Origin of the sequence: Streptomyces sp. NPDC101227 (assembly GCF_044767545.1) — a bacterium.
Lineage (GTDB): Bacteria > Actinomycetota > Actinomycetes > Streptomycetales > Streptomycetaceae > Streptomyces.
The window spans coordinates 188,314-202,306 of the sequence record NZ_JBIWOD010000017.1 but is presented as its reverse complement, the minus strand read 5'-3'; the positions used below and the strand labels follow the sequence as shown (position 1 = coordinate 202,306).

General features: G+C 70.9%; 13 protein-coding genes and 1 pseudogene. 6 read left to right on the top strand and 8 right to left on the bottom strand.

The annotated features are described in order from the left end of the window. Nucleotides 1-582 precede the first annotated feature (582 nt). Nucleotides 583-1,185, bottom strand: a complete 603-nt coding sequence (locus ACIRPT_RS32080) for a TetR/AcrR family transcriptional regulator (RefSeq protein WP_403833489.1) — start codon at nucleotides 1,183-1,185, stop codon at nucleotides 583-585. A gap of 126 nt (nucleotides 1,186-1,311) precedes the next feature. Here ACIRPT_RS32080 and ACIRPT_RS32075 point away from each other — a divergent pair, with 126 nt between their 5' ends. From ACIRPT_RS32075 to ACIRPT_RS32065, 3 genes are all read left to right on the top strand, one after another. Then, nucleotides 1,312-2,058, top strand: a complete 747-nt coding sequence (locus ACIRPT_RS32075; protein WP_403833486.1) for an SDR family oxidoreductase — start codon at nucleotides 1,312-1,314, stop codon at nucleotides 2,056-2,058. A 131-nt stretch (nucleotides 2,059-2,189) separates the two neighbouring features. After that, entirely contained in the window at nucleotides 2,190-2,510 is a 321-nt protein-coding gene (locus ACIRPT_RS32070; protein ID WP_403833483.1) for a hypothetical protein, read from the top strand. Nucleotides 2,511-2,530: 20 nt separating this feature from the next. Continuing rightward, nucleotides 2,531-3,064, top strand: coding sequence for a DinB family protein (locus ACIRPT_RS32065; protein ID WP_403833481.1), 534 nt, complete (start codon nucleotides 2,531-2,533; stop codon nucleotides 3,062-3,064). 28 nt (nucleotides 3,065-3,092) lie between these two features. Here ACIRPT_RS32065 and ACIRPT_RS32060 read toward each other — a convergent pair whose 3' ends face one another. Then, nucleotides 3,093-3,329, bottom strand: coding sequence for a hypothetical protein (locus ACIRPT_RS32060; RefSeq protein ID WP_403833479.1), 237 nt, complete (start codon nucleotides 3,327-3,329; stop codon nucleotides 3,093-3,095). 52 nt (nucleotides 3,330-3,381) lie between these two features. Between ACIRPT_RS32060 and ACIRPT_RS32055 the strand changes: the two are divergent. After that, a pseudogene (locus ACIRPT_RS32055) lies at nucleotides 3,382-4,115 on the top strand (GNAT family N-acetyltransferase). Nucleotides 4,116-4,371: 256 nt separating this feature from the next. On the opposite strand, the gene ACIRPT_RS32050 reads toward ACIRPT_RS32055, so the two are convergent. From ACIRPT_RS32050 to ACIRPT_RS32040, 3 genes are all read right to left on the bottom strand, one after another. Then, on the bottom strand, nucleotides 4,372-5,700 hold the full coding sequence (locus ACIRPT_RS32050) for a class I SAM-dependent RNA methyltransferase (protein ID WP_403833477.1): 1,329 nt from the start codon (nucleotides 5,698-5,700) through the stop codon (nucleotides 4,372-4,374). A 151-nt stretch (nucleotides 5,701-5,851) separates the two neighbouring features. Further along, on the bottom strand, nucleotides 5,852-7,906 hold the full coding sequence (locus ACIRPT_RS32045) for an APC family permease (RefSeq protein WP_403833475.1): 2,055 nt from the start codon (nucleotides 7,904-7,906) through the stop codon (nucleotides 5,852-5,854). Between the two features lie 217 nt (nucleotides 7,907-8,123). Continuing rightward, nucleotides 8,124-10,094, bottom strand: coding sequence for an NAD-binding protein (locus ACIRPT_RS32040; protein WP_403833512.1), 1,971 nt, complete (start codon nucleotides 10,092-10,094; stop codon nucleotides 8,124-8,126). A gap of 353 nt (nucleotides 10,095-10,447) precedes the next feature. On the opposite strand from ACIRPT_RS32040, the gene ACIRPT_RS32035 reads away from it, so the two are divergent. Together ACIRPT_RS32035 and ACIRPT_RS32030 are read left to right on the top strand one after the other, a co-directional pair. Further along, entirely contained in the window at nucleotides 10,448-11,116 is a 669-nt protein-coding gene (locus tag ACIRPT_RS32035; RefSeq protein WP_403511427.1) for a potassium channel family protein, read from the top strand. Beyond that, entirely contained in the window at nucleotides 11,113-11,784 is a 672-nt protein-coding gene (locus ACIRPT_RS32030; RefSeq protein WP_030062961.1) for a TrkA family potassium uptake protein, read from the top strand. The genes ACIRPT_RS32035 and ACIRPT_RS32030 overlap by 4 nt, the downstream gene beginning before the upstream one ends. 86 nt (nucleotides 11,785-11,870) lie before the next feature. Here the strand turns inward: ACIRPT_RS32030 and ACIRPT_RS32025 are convergent, their stop codons facing one another. The 3 genes from ACIRPT_RS32025 to ACIRPT_RS32015 all read right to left on the bottom strand — a co-directional run bounded on the left by ACIRPT_RS32025 (nucleotide 11,871) and on the right by ACIRPT_RS32015 (nucleotide 13,908). After that, nucleotides 11,871-12,731 (bottom strand): DUF3159 domain-containing protein, encoded by an 861-nt coding sequence (locus tag ACIRPT_RS32025; RefSeq protein ID WP_403833472.1) that lies wholly within the window; start codon nucleotides 12,729-12,731, stop codon nucleotides 11,871-11,873. A gap of 3 nt (nucleotides 12,732-12,734) precedes the next feature. Beyond that, a complete protein-coding gene (locus ACIRPT_RS32020; protein ID WP_403511433.1) occupies nucleotides 12,735-13,133 on the bottom strand; it encodes an OB-fold nucleic acid binding domain-containing protein in 399 nt (132 codons plus the stop codon). Nucleotides 13,134-13,224: 91 nt separating this feature from the next. Continuing rightward, nucleotides 13,225-13,908 carry a response regulator gene (locus ACIRPT_RS32015; protein ID WP_403511437.1) on the bottom strand — a complete coding sequence of 228 codons (684 nt, stop codon included), beginning with the start codon at nucleotides 13,906-13,908 and terminating at the stop codon, nucleotides 13,225-13,227. Between the last annotated feature and the right edge of the window lie 85 nt (nucleotides 13,909-13,993).

The following is a 13,993-nucleotide window of genomic DNA, read 5'->3' as shown; positions in this document are numbered from 1 at the left end:
TTTCCGACTGTATCAGATCCGATTTCGTTCCGTTTCCGGTTCGAATTCAGTTCCGATTCCCTGTCGGGGTCACTACTTTAGCGGAATTCCTCGGTCACTCATAATCGAGTCCCGGTGCGAAATTCGCATGCCGAAATTGTTCCCGGTGAGGGGCCGTGCAGTAGTGGTGTGCCGCGAAGCGGCGGGATGGTCGCCCGGGGCCTGTCGGCTCCGTGGCAACTCGAAGAACTTACACGATCCTATGGGTGCGGCACGACTTGGGGGTGCGTCCGCGGTGGTTCGAGCTATGCGCACGCTCCACGTGGTGGGCTTGGGAAAATCGGTCGAGCACAGCCGGCCGCGCCGGAGCAATCCAGAAGACCACAGTTCAGGCGCTCGTTGCGCCCGTCGACGCCATGACTGTGGCAAGCCGCCAGCCCCTCTCAGGGCCCGCCAAAGACTGCCTGAGGCAGCCCCCGGAGCAGGCAGCGCCGGAGCTGGGCGTCCTACGGTCCTGAACATTTGCACCGGCAGGGCCGGATGGCTTCCCCCCGGCCGAACGGCCGCAGCAGGTCATGGCACAGCTGCTCCGCGGATGGGACCTCAGGTGCCGGCCGGGTCGCCTGGGCAGCCCGGCGCGATGAGCGAGTCGGTGAGGCGGTCGGCGATCTCCTCCGTCAGGGGGGCGTGCCCGAGGAGGAAGCGGTACCAGAACACCCCGTATACCTGATCGACCATCAGGTCGAGATCGCGGTCGGGGGGCAGCTCGCCGCGTTCCCGGCCGCGGGTGAGCACCTCTCGCAGCGCGGCCCGTCGGGTGCCGGTGAACGCCTGCATCAGCTCGGCGAGATGGGGGTCGCGGGCCGCTTCGCGTACGAGGGTGTGCAGGGCGGGGGCGGTTGCCGGGTCCTGGGCGCCGGTGAAGGTCGCGGCGACGACGGCGCGGAGGTCGCCGTGGAGGCTGCCGGTGTCGGGCGACGGTGCCGCTTCTTCCGCACGGTCGGTGAGCGCCTCCAGCAGGACGGCGCCTTTCGAGGGCCACCAGCGGTAGATGGTCTGCTTCCCCACTCCCGCCTCACGCGCGATCGCCTCCACCGTGACGGGGCTGCCCTGCGCGGAAGCAAGGAGGCGCAGCGAGCCGTCAAGGATCGCCTGGCGGACGTGTTCGTTGCGGCGTCGGCCGGTGTGGGGGCGGTGGTCGTCCATCACTCGATCCTCGGTAGTCGGCGGCTGGCCCTCGGCCTTGATTCTAAACCCTTGACGAGACTGACAGTCTCGGTAATGCTTTGTCGAGACCGATAGTCTCGTTAAATCGACAGGTGAGGGCAGGTCATGCTGCAGAACGGTTCGAAGGAACTGAGCGGACATCGCGTAGTCGTCATGGGCGGCAGCTCCGGCATCGGCGAGGAGACGGCAGCGCGGTTCGCCGCGGACGGTGCGGAGGTGATCGTCACCGGGCGCAGTCAGGAACGGCTGGACCGGGCGGTCGAGCGCATCGGCGGCAAGACGACGGCGTATCGGATGGACGGTGCCGACCAGACGGACATCGACGGTTTCTTCGCCCAGTCCGGGCCGGTCGACCATCTGGTGCTGGCGCTCAGCAGCTCTGCGGGCAGTGGCCCTTTCGCGCAACTGGACTTGGCGGACCTCGCGGCCGGCTTCGACGGCAAGTTCTGGCCGTACGTACGCATCCTGCAGGCTGCCCTGCCCCGGATGCGCCGGGAGGGTTCGGTGACCCTGGTCGGCGCGGCGTCGGCACGTGCGGCGTTCCCCGGCACAGCGGGACTCGCCGCGATCAACGGCGCGCTGTCGGCGATGGTGCCGCCGCTGGCCGTCGAGCTGGCCCCCTTGCGGGTCAACGCGGTCTCGCCGGGCGTCATCGACACCCCTTGGTGGGACCGGGTTCCGGCAGAGCAGCGCAAGGAGCTCTTCGACGGACTGGCCGCCACGACGCCGACCGGCCGGGTCGGCCGAGCGGAGGACGTTGCGAGCGCCATCCGGATGCTCGCCGGGAACGGCTTCATCACCGGCGTGGTGCTGGACTGCACCGGCGGCGCCAATCTTGCGACGGGTCGCTGAGTCTGAGCCGTCGGGAAGCGTCTGGGTTCCGCCCCTTGGTTCTCAGTCGCCGGCTTGACCGGTCGGCGCCATTCCATGGCGGTGGCCGACGGGTCGGCAGACAGCCTGAGAAATCCTTCGGCGCGATCGGTGTGTTCGCCGCGATTCGGCTGGTCACCCGGCACGAACTGGACGCGCCGTGCAACTCGCGCATATGCCACCACGAGAGTGCGGCGGGACGGGCGTCCGGCCCCGGCATGTCGTGGATCTCCTGGAGCGGGCCGGTCCTGCGATCGCCGCGCCGGCGAGTCCCGCCGCGTGCCAGACATGGCGTACCGGGCGACGACCTTGGCTACGCCGCCCATCCAGACCGGGGTGGCACCGGCGAGGCGTGTGCGGTCGACGGTGAGCGCGCCGCGGGGACCCCGCTGCTCAAGGCGGCGCCCGAGGTACGGATCTACGACACCGTCTGAGCGTCCGAGAGGCCATTGCCATGTACGAGGTACAAGCACTGCTGCGCGAGTACGACCGTTCCCGCACCTACACCGATGAGCTGTGGAAGGACCTCGGCGCGGACGAGGTGACCTGGCGCCCGCACGAGGAATTCAGCGCGATCGGCTGGCACCTCGGGCACCAGGCCCTCGTCGCCCACTTCATGATCCGCAACCTGACCGCCGCCGAGCCGAGCCCGGACCCGGACCTTGACGGCCTGATGGACTCGGCGAATCCGGAGAAGTTCCGCGGCGCCCTACCCACCGTCGAACGGCTCGCCACGTTCCGCGACACCGTCGCCGAACGCGTCCACGCCCGTATCGGCGCCATTGCCGCGGGCGAGGTCGGCGCCCCCACCCAGATGAGCATCATCGCCACCCACCTGCTGATCGCGCTCATCAACCACGAGTACCAGCACGACCAGTGGATCTGCGAGGTCCGAACCGAGCATCTTGGACGCGCGCTCCCGCCCGACCCCGTGTCGGACTACCTCGGCCGTGTCGACGGCTACCTGGTCCTCAACCCCTTCGGGTGAGGGCCTCGCCCGACCCGCGGGAGGCGACCTACTGCACGGAGGTGTCCACGAGTTGACAGGACGTCCCCACCACCTCCGTCCGCCCCGCCGCCACGCGCCCGGCGAGCGCGTGGGAACGGTCGAGGAGCAGGTCCAGCGGTGCCGGATGCGTTCGGGGCGGCGTGCTGGTCAGGTGGGCGGGGGCTCCTGCCATGAACCGTTGGTTGCCCGCCATCGGCATCACGAAGGCGTCGTCCGGAGTTGTCGGTATGAGCCCGTCGGTCATTAGTGAGGCCTACGATTCGCTTGCCGGCGCACGAGACGCAGAAGGACACACCATGAAGGTCAATCGCGACGAGTCGGCACTGGACGACCCGGTGGGCTAGTCGCTCCGCGGCGCCCACGCCCATCTGGCCCGTCGGCGCGGCGAGGCCGCCACCTATCTGCCGGACGTCGCGACCTTCGCCGCGGGCCCTGTCGCACCCGGCCCGTCCGCGTGGGTCGATCTGGCCGCCCTGCTCGGGTGCGGTGAATTCGCCGGCATGTTCAGCTGCCCGGCGACGCCACCGGACGACTGGGAACCGGTCTTCTCCCTCGCCGGCCTCCAGATGATCCGTCCCGTGACCGGCGATCCCGGCTCCACGGCGGCCGTCGAGCCGCCTGCGGCTTCCGTCGTCGAGCTGGGGGGCGCCGACGTCCCGGACATGCTCGCCCTCACCGCACGGACACGTCCGGGACCGTTCTGGCCCCGCACGTACGCACTCGGCACCTATCTGGGCGTCCGCGAGAACGGCGAGCTCGTCGCCATGGCGGGTGAGCGGCCGCGCCCGCCCGGCTGGACCGAGATCAGCACGGTCTGCACCGCCCCGAGGCACGCGGGCGAGGCCACGCCGCCCGGTTGGTGCGCGCCCTGACCGCCCGCATCGAGTCCCGCAACGAGCGCCCCTTCCTGCATGTCGCCGAGGCCAACTCTCCGGCCCTCGCGCTCTACCAGCGGCTCGGGTTCGAGGTGCGCAGGCCGGTGACCTTCCGCGGCTTCCGGACACCATGGTTGACCTGCGGAACGCCGTAATTACTGCACGCTGCCGGACCGACGCCCAAAGCCATAGGCCGGTCGCAGGGACGCGGCCGGGCCGACTCGATGGCCGATCAGAACGAGCGTCATCGCAGCGTCAGCAGCCCGAAGGTTCGTGATGCCGCTGGCGAAGGCCACCATCGCTCCTCCCGAAAAGCGCAGGTCAGGGAGGATTCAGCAGGGACCACACGCCTTCACTCGCTGCATGCCGGGAAACGTGGCGAGCACCTGAAGAATCCTAAGAAACCACAGCTCAGGCGCCCTTGGCTGCCTTCTCCAGCACCACGACGCACTCCACATGGTGCGTCATCGGAAACAGGTCGAACGCCCGCATCCGCCGCGGCACATACCCCGCCTCGCCGAAGTACTTCAGGTCGCGGGCGAGGGCGGCCGGGTCGCAGGCGACGTAGGCGATGCGGCGGGGGGTGAGGGCGGCGAGGTGGTGGACGGTCTTCTTGCCGGCGCCGGCGCGTGGGGGGTCGAGGACCACGAGGTCGACGTCGGTGATGCCGGTGCGGGGGAGGATCGCCTCAACCTTGCCGTGTTCGATGCGTACGCGGTCGAGGTCCTGGAGGTTGTGGCGGGCGTCCTCGACGGCGCGCTTGCCGGATTCGATGCCCAGGACGGCGCCCTTGTCACCGACGCGTTCGGCGAGGGCGCCGGCGAAGAGGCCGACACCGCAGTAGAGGTCGAGGGCCATATCGCCCTTCTTGGGCATCAGGCCCTGCATGACGGCATCGACGAGGAGGTCGGCGGCCTTCGGGTGGACCTGCCAGAAGCCGCCGTTGCCGACGCGCCAGGTGCGGTCGGCGGCGCGTTCGCGGACGAAGGGGCGGCCGTGGACGCGGTGGACCTGTTCGTCCTTTTCGCCGATGCGCAGGACGGAGACGGGCTTGTCGAGCTCGACGATCGGCAGGCGGCCGCCGGGCTTGGGGGTGAGGATGACCTGGCGGTCGTGGGAGCCGGTGGCGGCGATCGCCTCGATGGTGGCGATGGTGGGCCAGTCGCGCTTCTCGATGCCCAGCTCGGAGACGCCCGGGGCGGCGATCATGCAGTGGGTGATCGGCTCGATGTCGTGGGAGCGGTGCTTGCGCAGACCCGCGTGGCCGTCGGCGTCCACCGCGTACTGGACGCGGGTGCGCCACGCCGGTACCTCGCCCTTGGCGACCTTGTCGCCCGGGGCGGGCTCGACGGTGCCGTCCCAGCGCGCGTCCTCCGGTGAGAGGCCGGCCAGCCGCTCCAGCTGTTCGGCGATGACCGAGCCCTTCAGGCGGCGCTGGGCGCCGGGCGCGGCGTGCTGCCAGTCGCAGCCGCCGCATTTGCCGGGGCCGGAGAACGGGCAGGGGGCCTCGACGCGGTCCTTGGCGGCGACGTGGATCGTCACGGCGTCGGCGCGCAGGAAGCGGTCGCCTTCGTCGCCATGGGTGATGCGGGCGGTGACGCGCTCGCCGGGGAGGGTGTGGCGTACGAAGAGGACCTGGCCCTCTTCCGTACGGGCGACGCAGTGGCCGCCGTGTGCGACGGGGCCGACCTCGACCTCGTACTCCTCGCCGACCAGCGACTTCTTCGGTTCTGTCTGCATGGCGGGGAGGGCTCCTGGGGTGCGGGACGGCAAGACGGTGACGGCCGGCCTCCGGGCGGGAGGCCAGCCGTCAAGTTTACGTCCCGTGGCGCGGTGCGCCTTACTTCTCGACGGCCGCCACTTCTGGACGGCCGCTACTTCTCGACAGCCGTTACTTCTTGACGGCCGCCTTCTCCTTCTTCGGCTGGGCGGCCACCGGGCCGCGCCGTACCGCACCCGGAGCGCTCCACTCGGCGCGCTTGCGGGCCCGCAGCTTGGCGGCCTCGGAGGAGTCCAGCTGCCAGGGCACGGAGGTGACCATGACGCCGGGGGTGAACAGGAGGCGGCCCTTGAGGCGCAGGGCGCTCTGGTTGTGGAGGAGGTGTTCGTACCAGTGGCCGACGACGTACTCGGGGATGAAGACGGAGACGGCGTCGCGCGGGCTCTCCCGGCGCAGCGACTTGACGTAGTCGATGAACGGGCGGGTGATCTCGCGGTACGGGGAGGCGAGGACCTTGAGGGGGACCTCGATGCCGCGGCGTTCCCACTCCTCGCGCAGGGCCTTGGTGTCGGCCTGGTCGACGTCCACGCTGACCGCTTCGAGGGTGTCGGAGCGCATCAGCTTGGCGTAGTTCAGGGCGCGCAGGGTGGGCTTGTGGACCTTGGAGACCAGGACGATGGAGTGGACGCGGGAGGGGCGTACGACGTCGTCGTCCGGGGTCTCCTCGGCGGCGATCTCGTCGGCGACGCGGTCGTAGTGGCGGCGGATCGCGCTCATCGTGACGAAGAAGATGACCATGCCGAGCAGGGCCACCCAGGCGCCGTGGGTGAACTTGGTGAGAAGGACGACCACGAGGACGAGGCCGGTGAAGAAGGCGCCGAAGGCGTTGATGGCGCGGGAGCGGTGCATCCGGTGGCGCTTGGCCGGGTCCTTCTCGGTCAGCAGGTGGCGGTTCCAGTGGCGGACCATGCCGGTCTGGCTGAGCGTGAAGGAGACGAAGACGCCGACGATGTAGAGCTGGATGAGGCGGGTGGAGTCCGCGCCGTAGAGGTAGGTCAGTACGGCGGCGGCGCCGGCCAGCAGGACGATGCCGTTGGAGAAGGCGAGGCGGTCGCCGCGGGTGTGCAGCTGGCGCGGCAGGTAGCGGTCCTGGGCGAGGATCGAGCCGAGCAGCGGGAAGCCGTTGTACGCGGTGTTCGCGGCCAGGAAGAGGACCAGGGCGGTCGCGGCGGCGAGGACGATGAAGAGGAACGAGCCCTTGCCGAAGACCGCCTCGGCGACCTGGGAGATGACCGGGTTCTGGGTGTAGCCCGAGCCGAGCGGCTTGCCGTGGTCGAGGAGGTCCTTGGCCGGGGTCTCCGCCATCTTGACGTGGGTGGTCATGGCCAGCGCGATGATGCCGCAGAACATGGTGACGGCCAGGCCGCCCATGAGGGCCAGCGTGGTGGCGGCGTTCTTGGACTTCGGCTTGCGGAAGGCCGGCACGCCGTTGGAGATCGCCTCGACGCCGGTGAGCGCGGCGCAGCCGGAGGAGAAGGCGCGCAGCAGGAGGAAGATCAGGGCGAAGCCGGCCAGGCCGCCCTGTTCCGCGTGGATGGTGTAGTCGGCGGTGGGGGCCTTCATGCTGTCGCCCAGGACGAGGCCGCGGACGGCGCCCCAGACGATCATGATGAAGACGCCTGCCACGAAGATGTAGGTGGGGATCGCGAAGAGCTTGCCCGACTCCTTGACCCCGCGCAGGTTCATCAAGGTCAGCAGCACGATGATCGCGATCGCGCAGAGTGTCTTGTGCTCGACGACGAAGGGGATCGCGGAGCCCAGGTTCTCCACTCCGGAGGAGATGGAGACGGCGACGGTCAGGACGTAGTCGACCAGCAGGGCGCTGGCGACGGTCAGACCGGCCTTGGGGCCGAGGTTGGTGGTGGCGACCTCGTAGTCGCCGCCGCCGCTCGGGTAGGCGTGCACGTTCTGCCGGTACGACGCCACGACGGTGAACATCAGCACCACGACCGCGACCGCGATCCAGGGGCTGAAGCTGTAGGCACTGACACCCGCCACGGACAGGACGAGCAGCACCTCGCCCGGCGCGTAGGCCACGGAGGAGAGCGGGTCGGAGGCGAAGACGGGGAGTGCGATGCGCTTGGGGAGCAGGGTTTCCCCGAGCTTGTCGCTGCGCAGTGCGCGCCCGATCAAGATCCGTTTGGGCACGTCGGTCAGTTTGGACACGGAGAGGATGCTAAGGGTTGGTCAAGGCCCATGCCCACCCGCCACCCGCACGGGTGGCCGCCGCGAAGTGCGCTGCGGCACACCTGACCTGCGCGGCGGCGCCCGGGAACGCGGCACCCGCACATAATCCGCACGTCACAGGCACGTTTCGCCCACGGGATTCCTGATGCGGGTGGTGTGCGTGGTTTTCGTCACGGCCGCTCCCGGGTGGCCGGTATCAGCCCTGCCGGGCGTCGGCGCGGCGCGGCCGCCGGGCCAGCAGATCGCCGAGCCCCTCGCGGGTGGCGGCCAGCAGCACCCGGTCCTGGGGCCGCAGGACGTATCCGTCGCCCAGTTCGTGGACCAGATGCGCCCGCTCCCGCTCCGCCGCCGGCTGCGGCGCGCCCGCGGCGGCGTCCGCTTCCGCCTCGGCGGGCGCGGAGGTGTCCACGGCCAGCACCCGCAGCCGCCCCGGCCGCAGCACCTCGGCGACCGTACGGCCCTCCAGGGCGGCATGGCCGCGTACCTCGACGCGGGCCACGAGCAGCACCCGGCGCTCGACGGGGATCGCCCCCAGGATCTGCCGGCCCATCATCGCGCCGGCGAAGGCCGGTGCCGCCAGAAAGGAGGTGCTGCGGCTGCGGGTCAGCGCGTGCGGGTGGGCGGCGCGCAGGGTGCGGTAGACGACGGAGGCGAACCGGTCGTCGAACAGCCGTAGCGTCACCCGCAGCCGGGGCTTGACCGAGCGGGCGTAGAGGGCGGCCTCCAGGTTGGTGGTGTCCTCGCTGGTCAGCGCGAGCAGGGTGTGCGCCCGGTCGACCTTCGCGGCCTCCAGGACGCCCTCGTCGGTGACGTCCCCCAGAACGGTGGGCACCCGCAGCCGGCGGGCCAGCGCGATGCCCCGCGCCTCGGGGTCGGCCTCGATGCACACCACCGGGATGCCCAGTTCGTGCAGCCGGGTCAGCACGCGGGTGCCGACCTTGCCGAGCCCGAGCAGCACCACATGCCCGGACAGGCCGCGCGGCGGCCGGCGCAGTGCGGAGGCGCTGCGGAAGGTGCCCAGGCCCTCGAATGCGGCGGCGACCAGCACCGGCAGCAGCAGCATCCCGGTGAGCCCGGACAGCAGCTGGATGATCTTGCGGGGCGTCGACTCGCCGATCGCCGGGTCGTCGATGGCGAAGAGGTCGAGGAGGGTGAGGTAGGCGGCGTGCAACGGTTTCTCGCCGGCGAGGGTGGAGGCGACGGCCAGCGCGAGTACGGCGCCGACGACACCGGCCAGCGACCAGCGCAGCCGCCGGGAGAAGAGGGAGGCGAGCGGGGCGCCCCGGCCGCGCAGAAGGCGCGGGCGCACCGTCCGCCCCGGGTAGGAGACGGTCTCCAGGACGATGGTGTTGCGCCCGTCGGCCGCCGCGGCCGTCCCGTCGTCCGGCAGCAGCACCGGGCCCTCGTCGCCGGCCGCCGAACCTGGCGCGGGCACCGGACCGTTGACGGCGGCCGGATCGGTGGCGGAGGCGGAGAGCACCGCGAGGGTGCACAGACCCGGGGCGGCCGGCTGCCCCGGTGGCACCGGCGGGCGCTCCACGGCGCGCAGCAGCAGCCCGTCCGCCTCGATGACCTTGCTGGTCCCGGCGACCGCGGTGGCCGCCAGCGCCGGGGCGACCGTGTCGGCGTCGGACAGCACGGTCGTGAAGGCGTCGGCGCTCCCCGCGTCCTCGCCGGGGGAGGCGACCGTCGCGGCCTGGTCGAGCAGCGCCTCCAGATGCTGGCCCAGTTTCCGGTTGTAGAGCCGGATGACCAGCCGCAGCCGGGGGTTGAGGCGGCGGGCGCGCAACGCGGCGTGGATATTGAGCTCGTCGTCGTCGTAGACCAGCGCCAGCGCACCCGCCTCGGCGATGCCCGCCGCCGTCAGCGCGGCGTCGTCGGCCTCGGCCGCCTCCAGGATCCGCAGCGGCTCCTCCGGTGTCTCGTCGCCGTCGTCCGCCCCGGCGGACGCCATCGCGTCGTTGGCCGGCGGAGAGGTACGCGCCACCGCCGCCGACACCCTGCCGAGCAATGCCGTGGCGCGGCCGAGCGCGCGGGCCGGCGGCGGAATCCGGGGCCGGTGCGGCTCCCGGGCGGAGGGGACGACGAGGGTCACCCGTTCGCGGTAGACGTCCTTGAGTTCCGCGGCGAGCCGGTGCGCTAGCGCATCGTCACCACAGACCACCATGTGCGGGGCGTAGGAGCCCTGTTGGGGCTGCTGAGGCAGGTTGGGCACACCTCGTAGCGTGCCTTACGGGCGCCGCGCGGCGCAGCCCGGCGCGCATTACCGGCGCATCGCCCATCCGGGACCGCATCCGACCGGGGTCGACCGCGCCCCTTACCAGGGACGGCATTACGGCTACGGTTGTACCGGACCGCGCCGCGCCCAACGCGCCCGTTGACGCGTACGAGGTCCCGGTCGCGAGCCGTAGCTTCGTGACCGCGAGCCGTAGCCGCGTGTCGCCGGCACTCGGAGAAGAAAGAGTTGAGCAGGGTGTTTGGGCAGGTCAGCGCGCTAATTCAGGGCACGGGGTAATCAGCATGCACATCGTCATCATGGGGTGCGGTCGCGTGGGCTCCGCGCTCGCGCAGACCCTGGAGAGCCAGGGGCACACGATCGCCGTGGTCGACCAGGACCCCACCGCCTTCCGCCGCTTGGGCTCCACCTTCGGCGGCCGCCGGGTGACCGGCGTCGGCTTCGACCAGGACACCCTGCGGGAGGCCGGCATCGAGGAGGCGGGTGCCTTCGCCGCCGTCTCCAGTGGCGACAACTCCAACATCATCGCCGCCCGGGTGGCCCGCGAGATGTTCGGCGTCGAGAATGTCGCGGCCCGCATCTACGACCCGCGCCGCGCCGAGGTCTACCAGCGCCTGGGCATCCCCACCGTCGCCACCGTCCGCTGGACGGCCGACCAGATGCTGCGCCGGCTGCTGCCCTCGGGCGCCGAGCCGATGTGGCGCGACCCCAGCGGCGGCGTGCAGCTCGCCGAGGTGCACACCTCCCCGGCCTGGGTCGGCCACAAGATCAGCAAGCTCCAGGAGGAGACCGGCGTCCGCGTCGCTTTCCTCACCCGGCTGGGTGAGGCGATGCTGCCGACCTCGCAGACGGTGCTGCAGGAAGGCGATCTGGTGCACGTCATGATGCGCACCGACGAGGTCGAGAAGGTCGAGGCGGCATTCGCCACGGGTCCCGAGGAGGCGCACGCATGAGGGTCGCGATCGCGGGGGCCGGCGCGGTGGGCCGGTCCATCGCCGGTGAGCTGTTGGAGAACGGCCACGAAATCCTGCTCATCGACAAGGCGCCGACCGCCATCTCGGTCGAGCGGGTGCCGCTGGCGGAGTGGCTGCTGGCCGATGCCTGCGAGATCACCTCGCTCGACGAGGCGGCGCTGCAGCGCTGCAATGTCGTGATCGCGGCGACCGGTGACGACAAGGTCAACCTCGTCGTCTCGCTGCTCGCCAAGACCGAGTACGGCGTGCCCCGGGTCGTCGCCCGGGTCAACAACCCCAAGAACGAGTGGCTCTTCAACGAGTCCTGGGGCGTCGATGTCGCGGTCTCCACGCCGCGTCTGATGTCGGCCCTGGTCGAGGAGGCGGTGAGCGTCGGCGATCTCGTACGGCTGCTGCGCTTCAGCCACGGCGACGCCAACCTCGTCGAGCTCACCCTGCCCCCGGAGGCCGCACTGGCCGGTACCCGGGTCGGCGACGTGGAGTGGCCCGAGGACACCTCCCTGGTGACGATCATCCGCGGCACGCGGGTGCTCACGCCCAACAAGGAGGACGCGCTGGAGGCGGGCGACGAGCTGCTGTTCGTGGCGGCGCAGTCGCGCGAGGAGCAGCTGGAGGACCTGCTGTCGGTGCGGCGGACGGACGCCTAGGTCCACCGGACGGCGTCCGGCACCGCCCGGCACACGCCGGGGCCCGGGAACCGAACGGTTCCCGGGCCCCGGCGTTTCGTTGTGTGTCAGCGGCGGTGGCGCGGCCCCTGCGGGCGCTCGGCGGTCTCTGAGGCGGCCTCGTCCGCGAAGCCCTGGAAGACGTCGTCGGCGACGGCGTCCAGGATCTGGCGCTCCTTCGCGGCCTCCCGCTCAGCCTTCTCGCGCTCTTCCTCCGCCTCCATCTCGGCGAAGACATCGATCGGCGGCGGCGCCTTCGTCAGGAAGACCCAGGTCAGCCAGACCGCGAGCAGGAACGGCGGGAGCTTCAGCGCCACCAGCACCCAGCCGAGGTGCTCGGTGTCGCCCCACCAGTACAGCGGGAAGAGGATCGCGCACTTGGCGAGCAGGATCAGTCCCCAGGCCCAGCTGGCCTTGGCGTATGCCTTCTTGCGGCCCGGGTTGCGGGTGCGCCAGGAGAGGTTCTCCTTGAACACCGGGCCCAGGATCAGCCCGATCAGGGGGACGCCCGCGAGCGTGGTGAGGATGTAGGCGAGGGCCAGCCCGAGGGTGTAGAGCATGCCCGGCAGATAGAAGTCCTTGGCGTTGCCGGTCATCATCGCGAACACCACGCCGAAGGCCACTCCGAAGACACCGCTGAAGGCGTGCTTGACGGTGTCCCGGCGGACCAGGCGTACGGCGGTGAGCGCCAGGGCGACGGCCAGCGCGGCGATCGCCGAGATGTGCAGGTCCTTGTTGACCGTGAAGATCGCGACGAACAGCAGGCCGGGGAGGACGGTCTCCACCGTGCCGCGGATGCCGCCGAAGGCCTCGAAGAGCGCCTTCTCGGTCGCCGCTCTGGCGTCGGCGTCCGGGGCGGCGTCGGCAGCGGCGTCGGCTGCGCGGTCGGTGGTCGGTCGGTCGGTGGTCGGTCGGTCGTGAGACGTCACCGGCTACTCCTGTCCGAGCGGTCGGAGTTCGTACTTCGGGTTGAAGAGCACCCGGCGTCCGTGGCTCATGGAGACCCGGCCCGAGGCGATGAGCTTACGGCCCGGCTCTATCCCGACGATGGAGCGGCGGCCGAGCCACACCACATCGAGCGCGGCGGAGCCGTCGAACAGCTCCGCCTCCAGCGCGGGCACACCGGCGCGGGGCCGCAGCGTGACATGCCGCAGGGTGCCGGTGACCTTCACTATCTGGCGGTCGTCGCAGTCGCAGATGCGCGTACAGCCCGCCGCCTGTGTGTCCTGCCGCAGCTCGGCACTCTGCAGCTCCTCCTCGGAGGACGACAGCCTGTCGAGCATCCGGCGGAAGCGACCGGCCGGCTTCTCGGATCGGGTCCCAGCACTCATAACCCCAGCGTACCGGTGGCCCCCACCGGGGATCACGAGCCGCTCGGCAAGCCCTTTGCCTCGTGCTCGGCCCCCGGCCCGGCCCCGCCCCTCACTGCTCGAACCGGTACCCCATCCCCGGCTCGGTAATGAAGTGCCGCGGATGCGAGGGATCGCGCTCCAGCTTGCGGCGGAGCTGGGCCATGTAGACCCGCAGGTAGTTGGTCTCGGTGCCGTACGAGGGGCCCCACACCTCCTGGAGCAGCTGCTTCTGGCTGACCAGGCGGCCCTGGTTGCGGACCAGGACCTCCAGCAGGTGCCACTCGGTGGGGGTGAGGCGGATGTCGCGGCCGCCGCGGTTGACCTTCTTCGCGGCGAGGTCGACGGTGAAACCGTCCGTCTCGACGATCACCTCGTCCTCGGCCGGGCCGGTGGGCTCGGCCCGGCGTACCGCGGCCCGCAGCCGGGCCAGCAGCTCGTCCATGCCGAACGGTTTGGTGACGTAGTCGTCCGCCCCCGCGTCCAGCGCCTCGACCTTCTCGTCGGAGGTCTGGCGGGCGGAGAGCACCAGGATCGGCACCCGCGTCCAGCCGCGCAGCCCCTTGATCACCTCGACGCCGTCCATGTCGGGCAGCCCGAGGTCGAGGACGATGACGTCGGGGTGGCGGGCGGCGGCGAGCTTGAGGGCGGTGGCCCCGTCGGGGGCCGCGTCGACCTCGTACTTACGCGCCTTCAGGTTGATCACGAGGGCGCGGACGATCTGCGGCTCGTCATCGACCACAAGCACCCGGTTCACTGGCGTTCTCCCCTTTGGTTACGGTCTCTCGGTACCCGGCGGGCCGGGCCCGCGGGGGAAGTGGTGGGGGCGGTCTGGGTGGCCG

Bases quoted from the DNA above. Each gene is read 5' to 3' on its own strand.
- ACIRPT_RS32080 (WP_403833489.1), bottom strand. From the start codon at position 1,185: ATGGACGACCACCGCCCCCACACCGGCCGACGCCGCAACGAACACGTC.
- ACIRPT_RS32075 (WP_403833486.1), top strand. From the start codon at position 1,312: ATGCTGCAGAACGGTTCGAAGGAACTGAGCGGACATCGCGTAGTCGTC.
- ACIRPT_RS32065 (WP_403833481.1), top strand. From the start codon at position 2,531: ATGTACGAGGTACAAGCACTGCTGCGCGAGTACGACCGTTCCCGCACC.
- ACIRPT_RS32060 (WP_403833479.1), bottom strand. From the start codon at position 3,329: ATGACCGACGGGCTCATACCGACAACTCCGGACGACGCCTTCGTGATG.
- ACIRPT_RS32050 (WP_403833477.1), bottom strand. From the start codon at position 5,700: ATGCAGACAGAACCGAAGAAGTCGCTGGTCGGCGAGGAGTACGAGGTC.
- ACIRPT_RS32040 (WP_403833512.1), bottom strand. From the start codon at position 10,094: ATGGTGGTCTGTGGTGACGATGCGCTAGCGCACCGGCTCGCCGCGGAA.
- ACIRPT_RS32035 (WP_403511427.1), top strand. From the start codon at position 10,448: ATGCACATCGTCATCATGGGGTGCGGTCGCGTGGGCTCCGCGCTCGCG.
- ACIRPT_RS32030 (WP_030062961.1), top strand. From the start codon at position 11,113: ATGAGGGTCGCGATCGCGGGGGCCGGCGCGGTGGGCCGGTCCATCGCC.
- ACIRPT_RS32020 (WP_403511433.1), bottom strand. From the start codon at position 13,133: ATGAGTGCTGGGACCCGATCCGAGAAGCCGGCCGGTCGCTTCCGCCGG.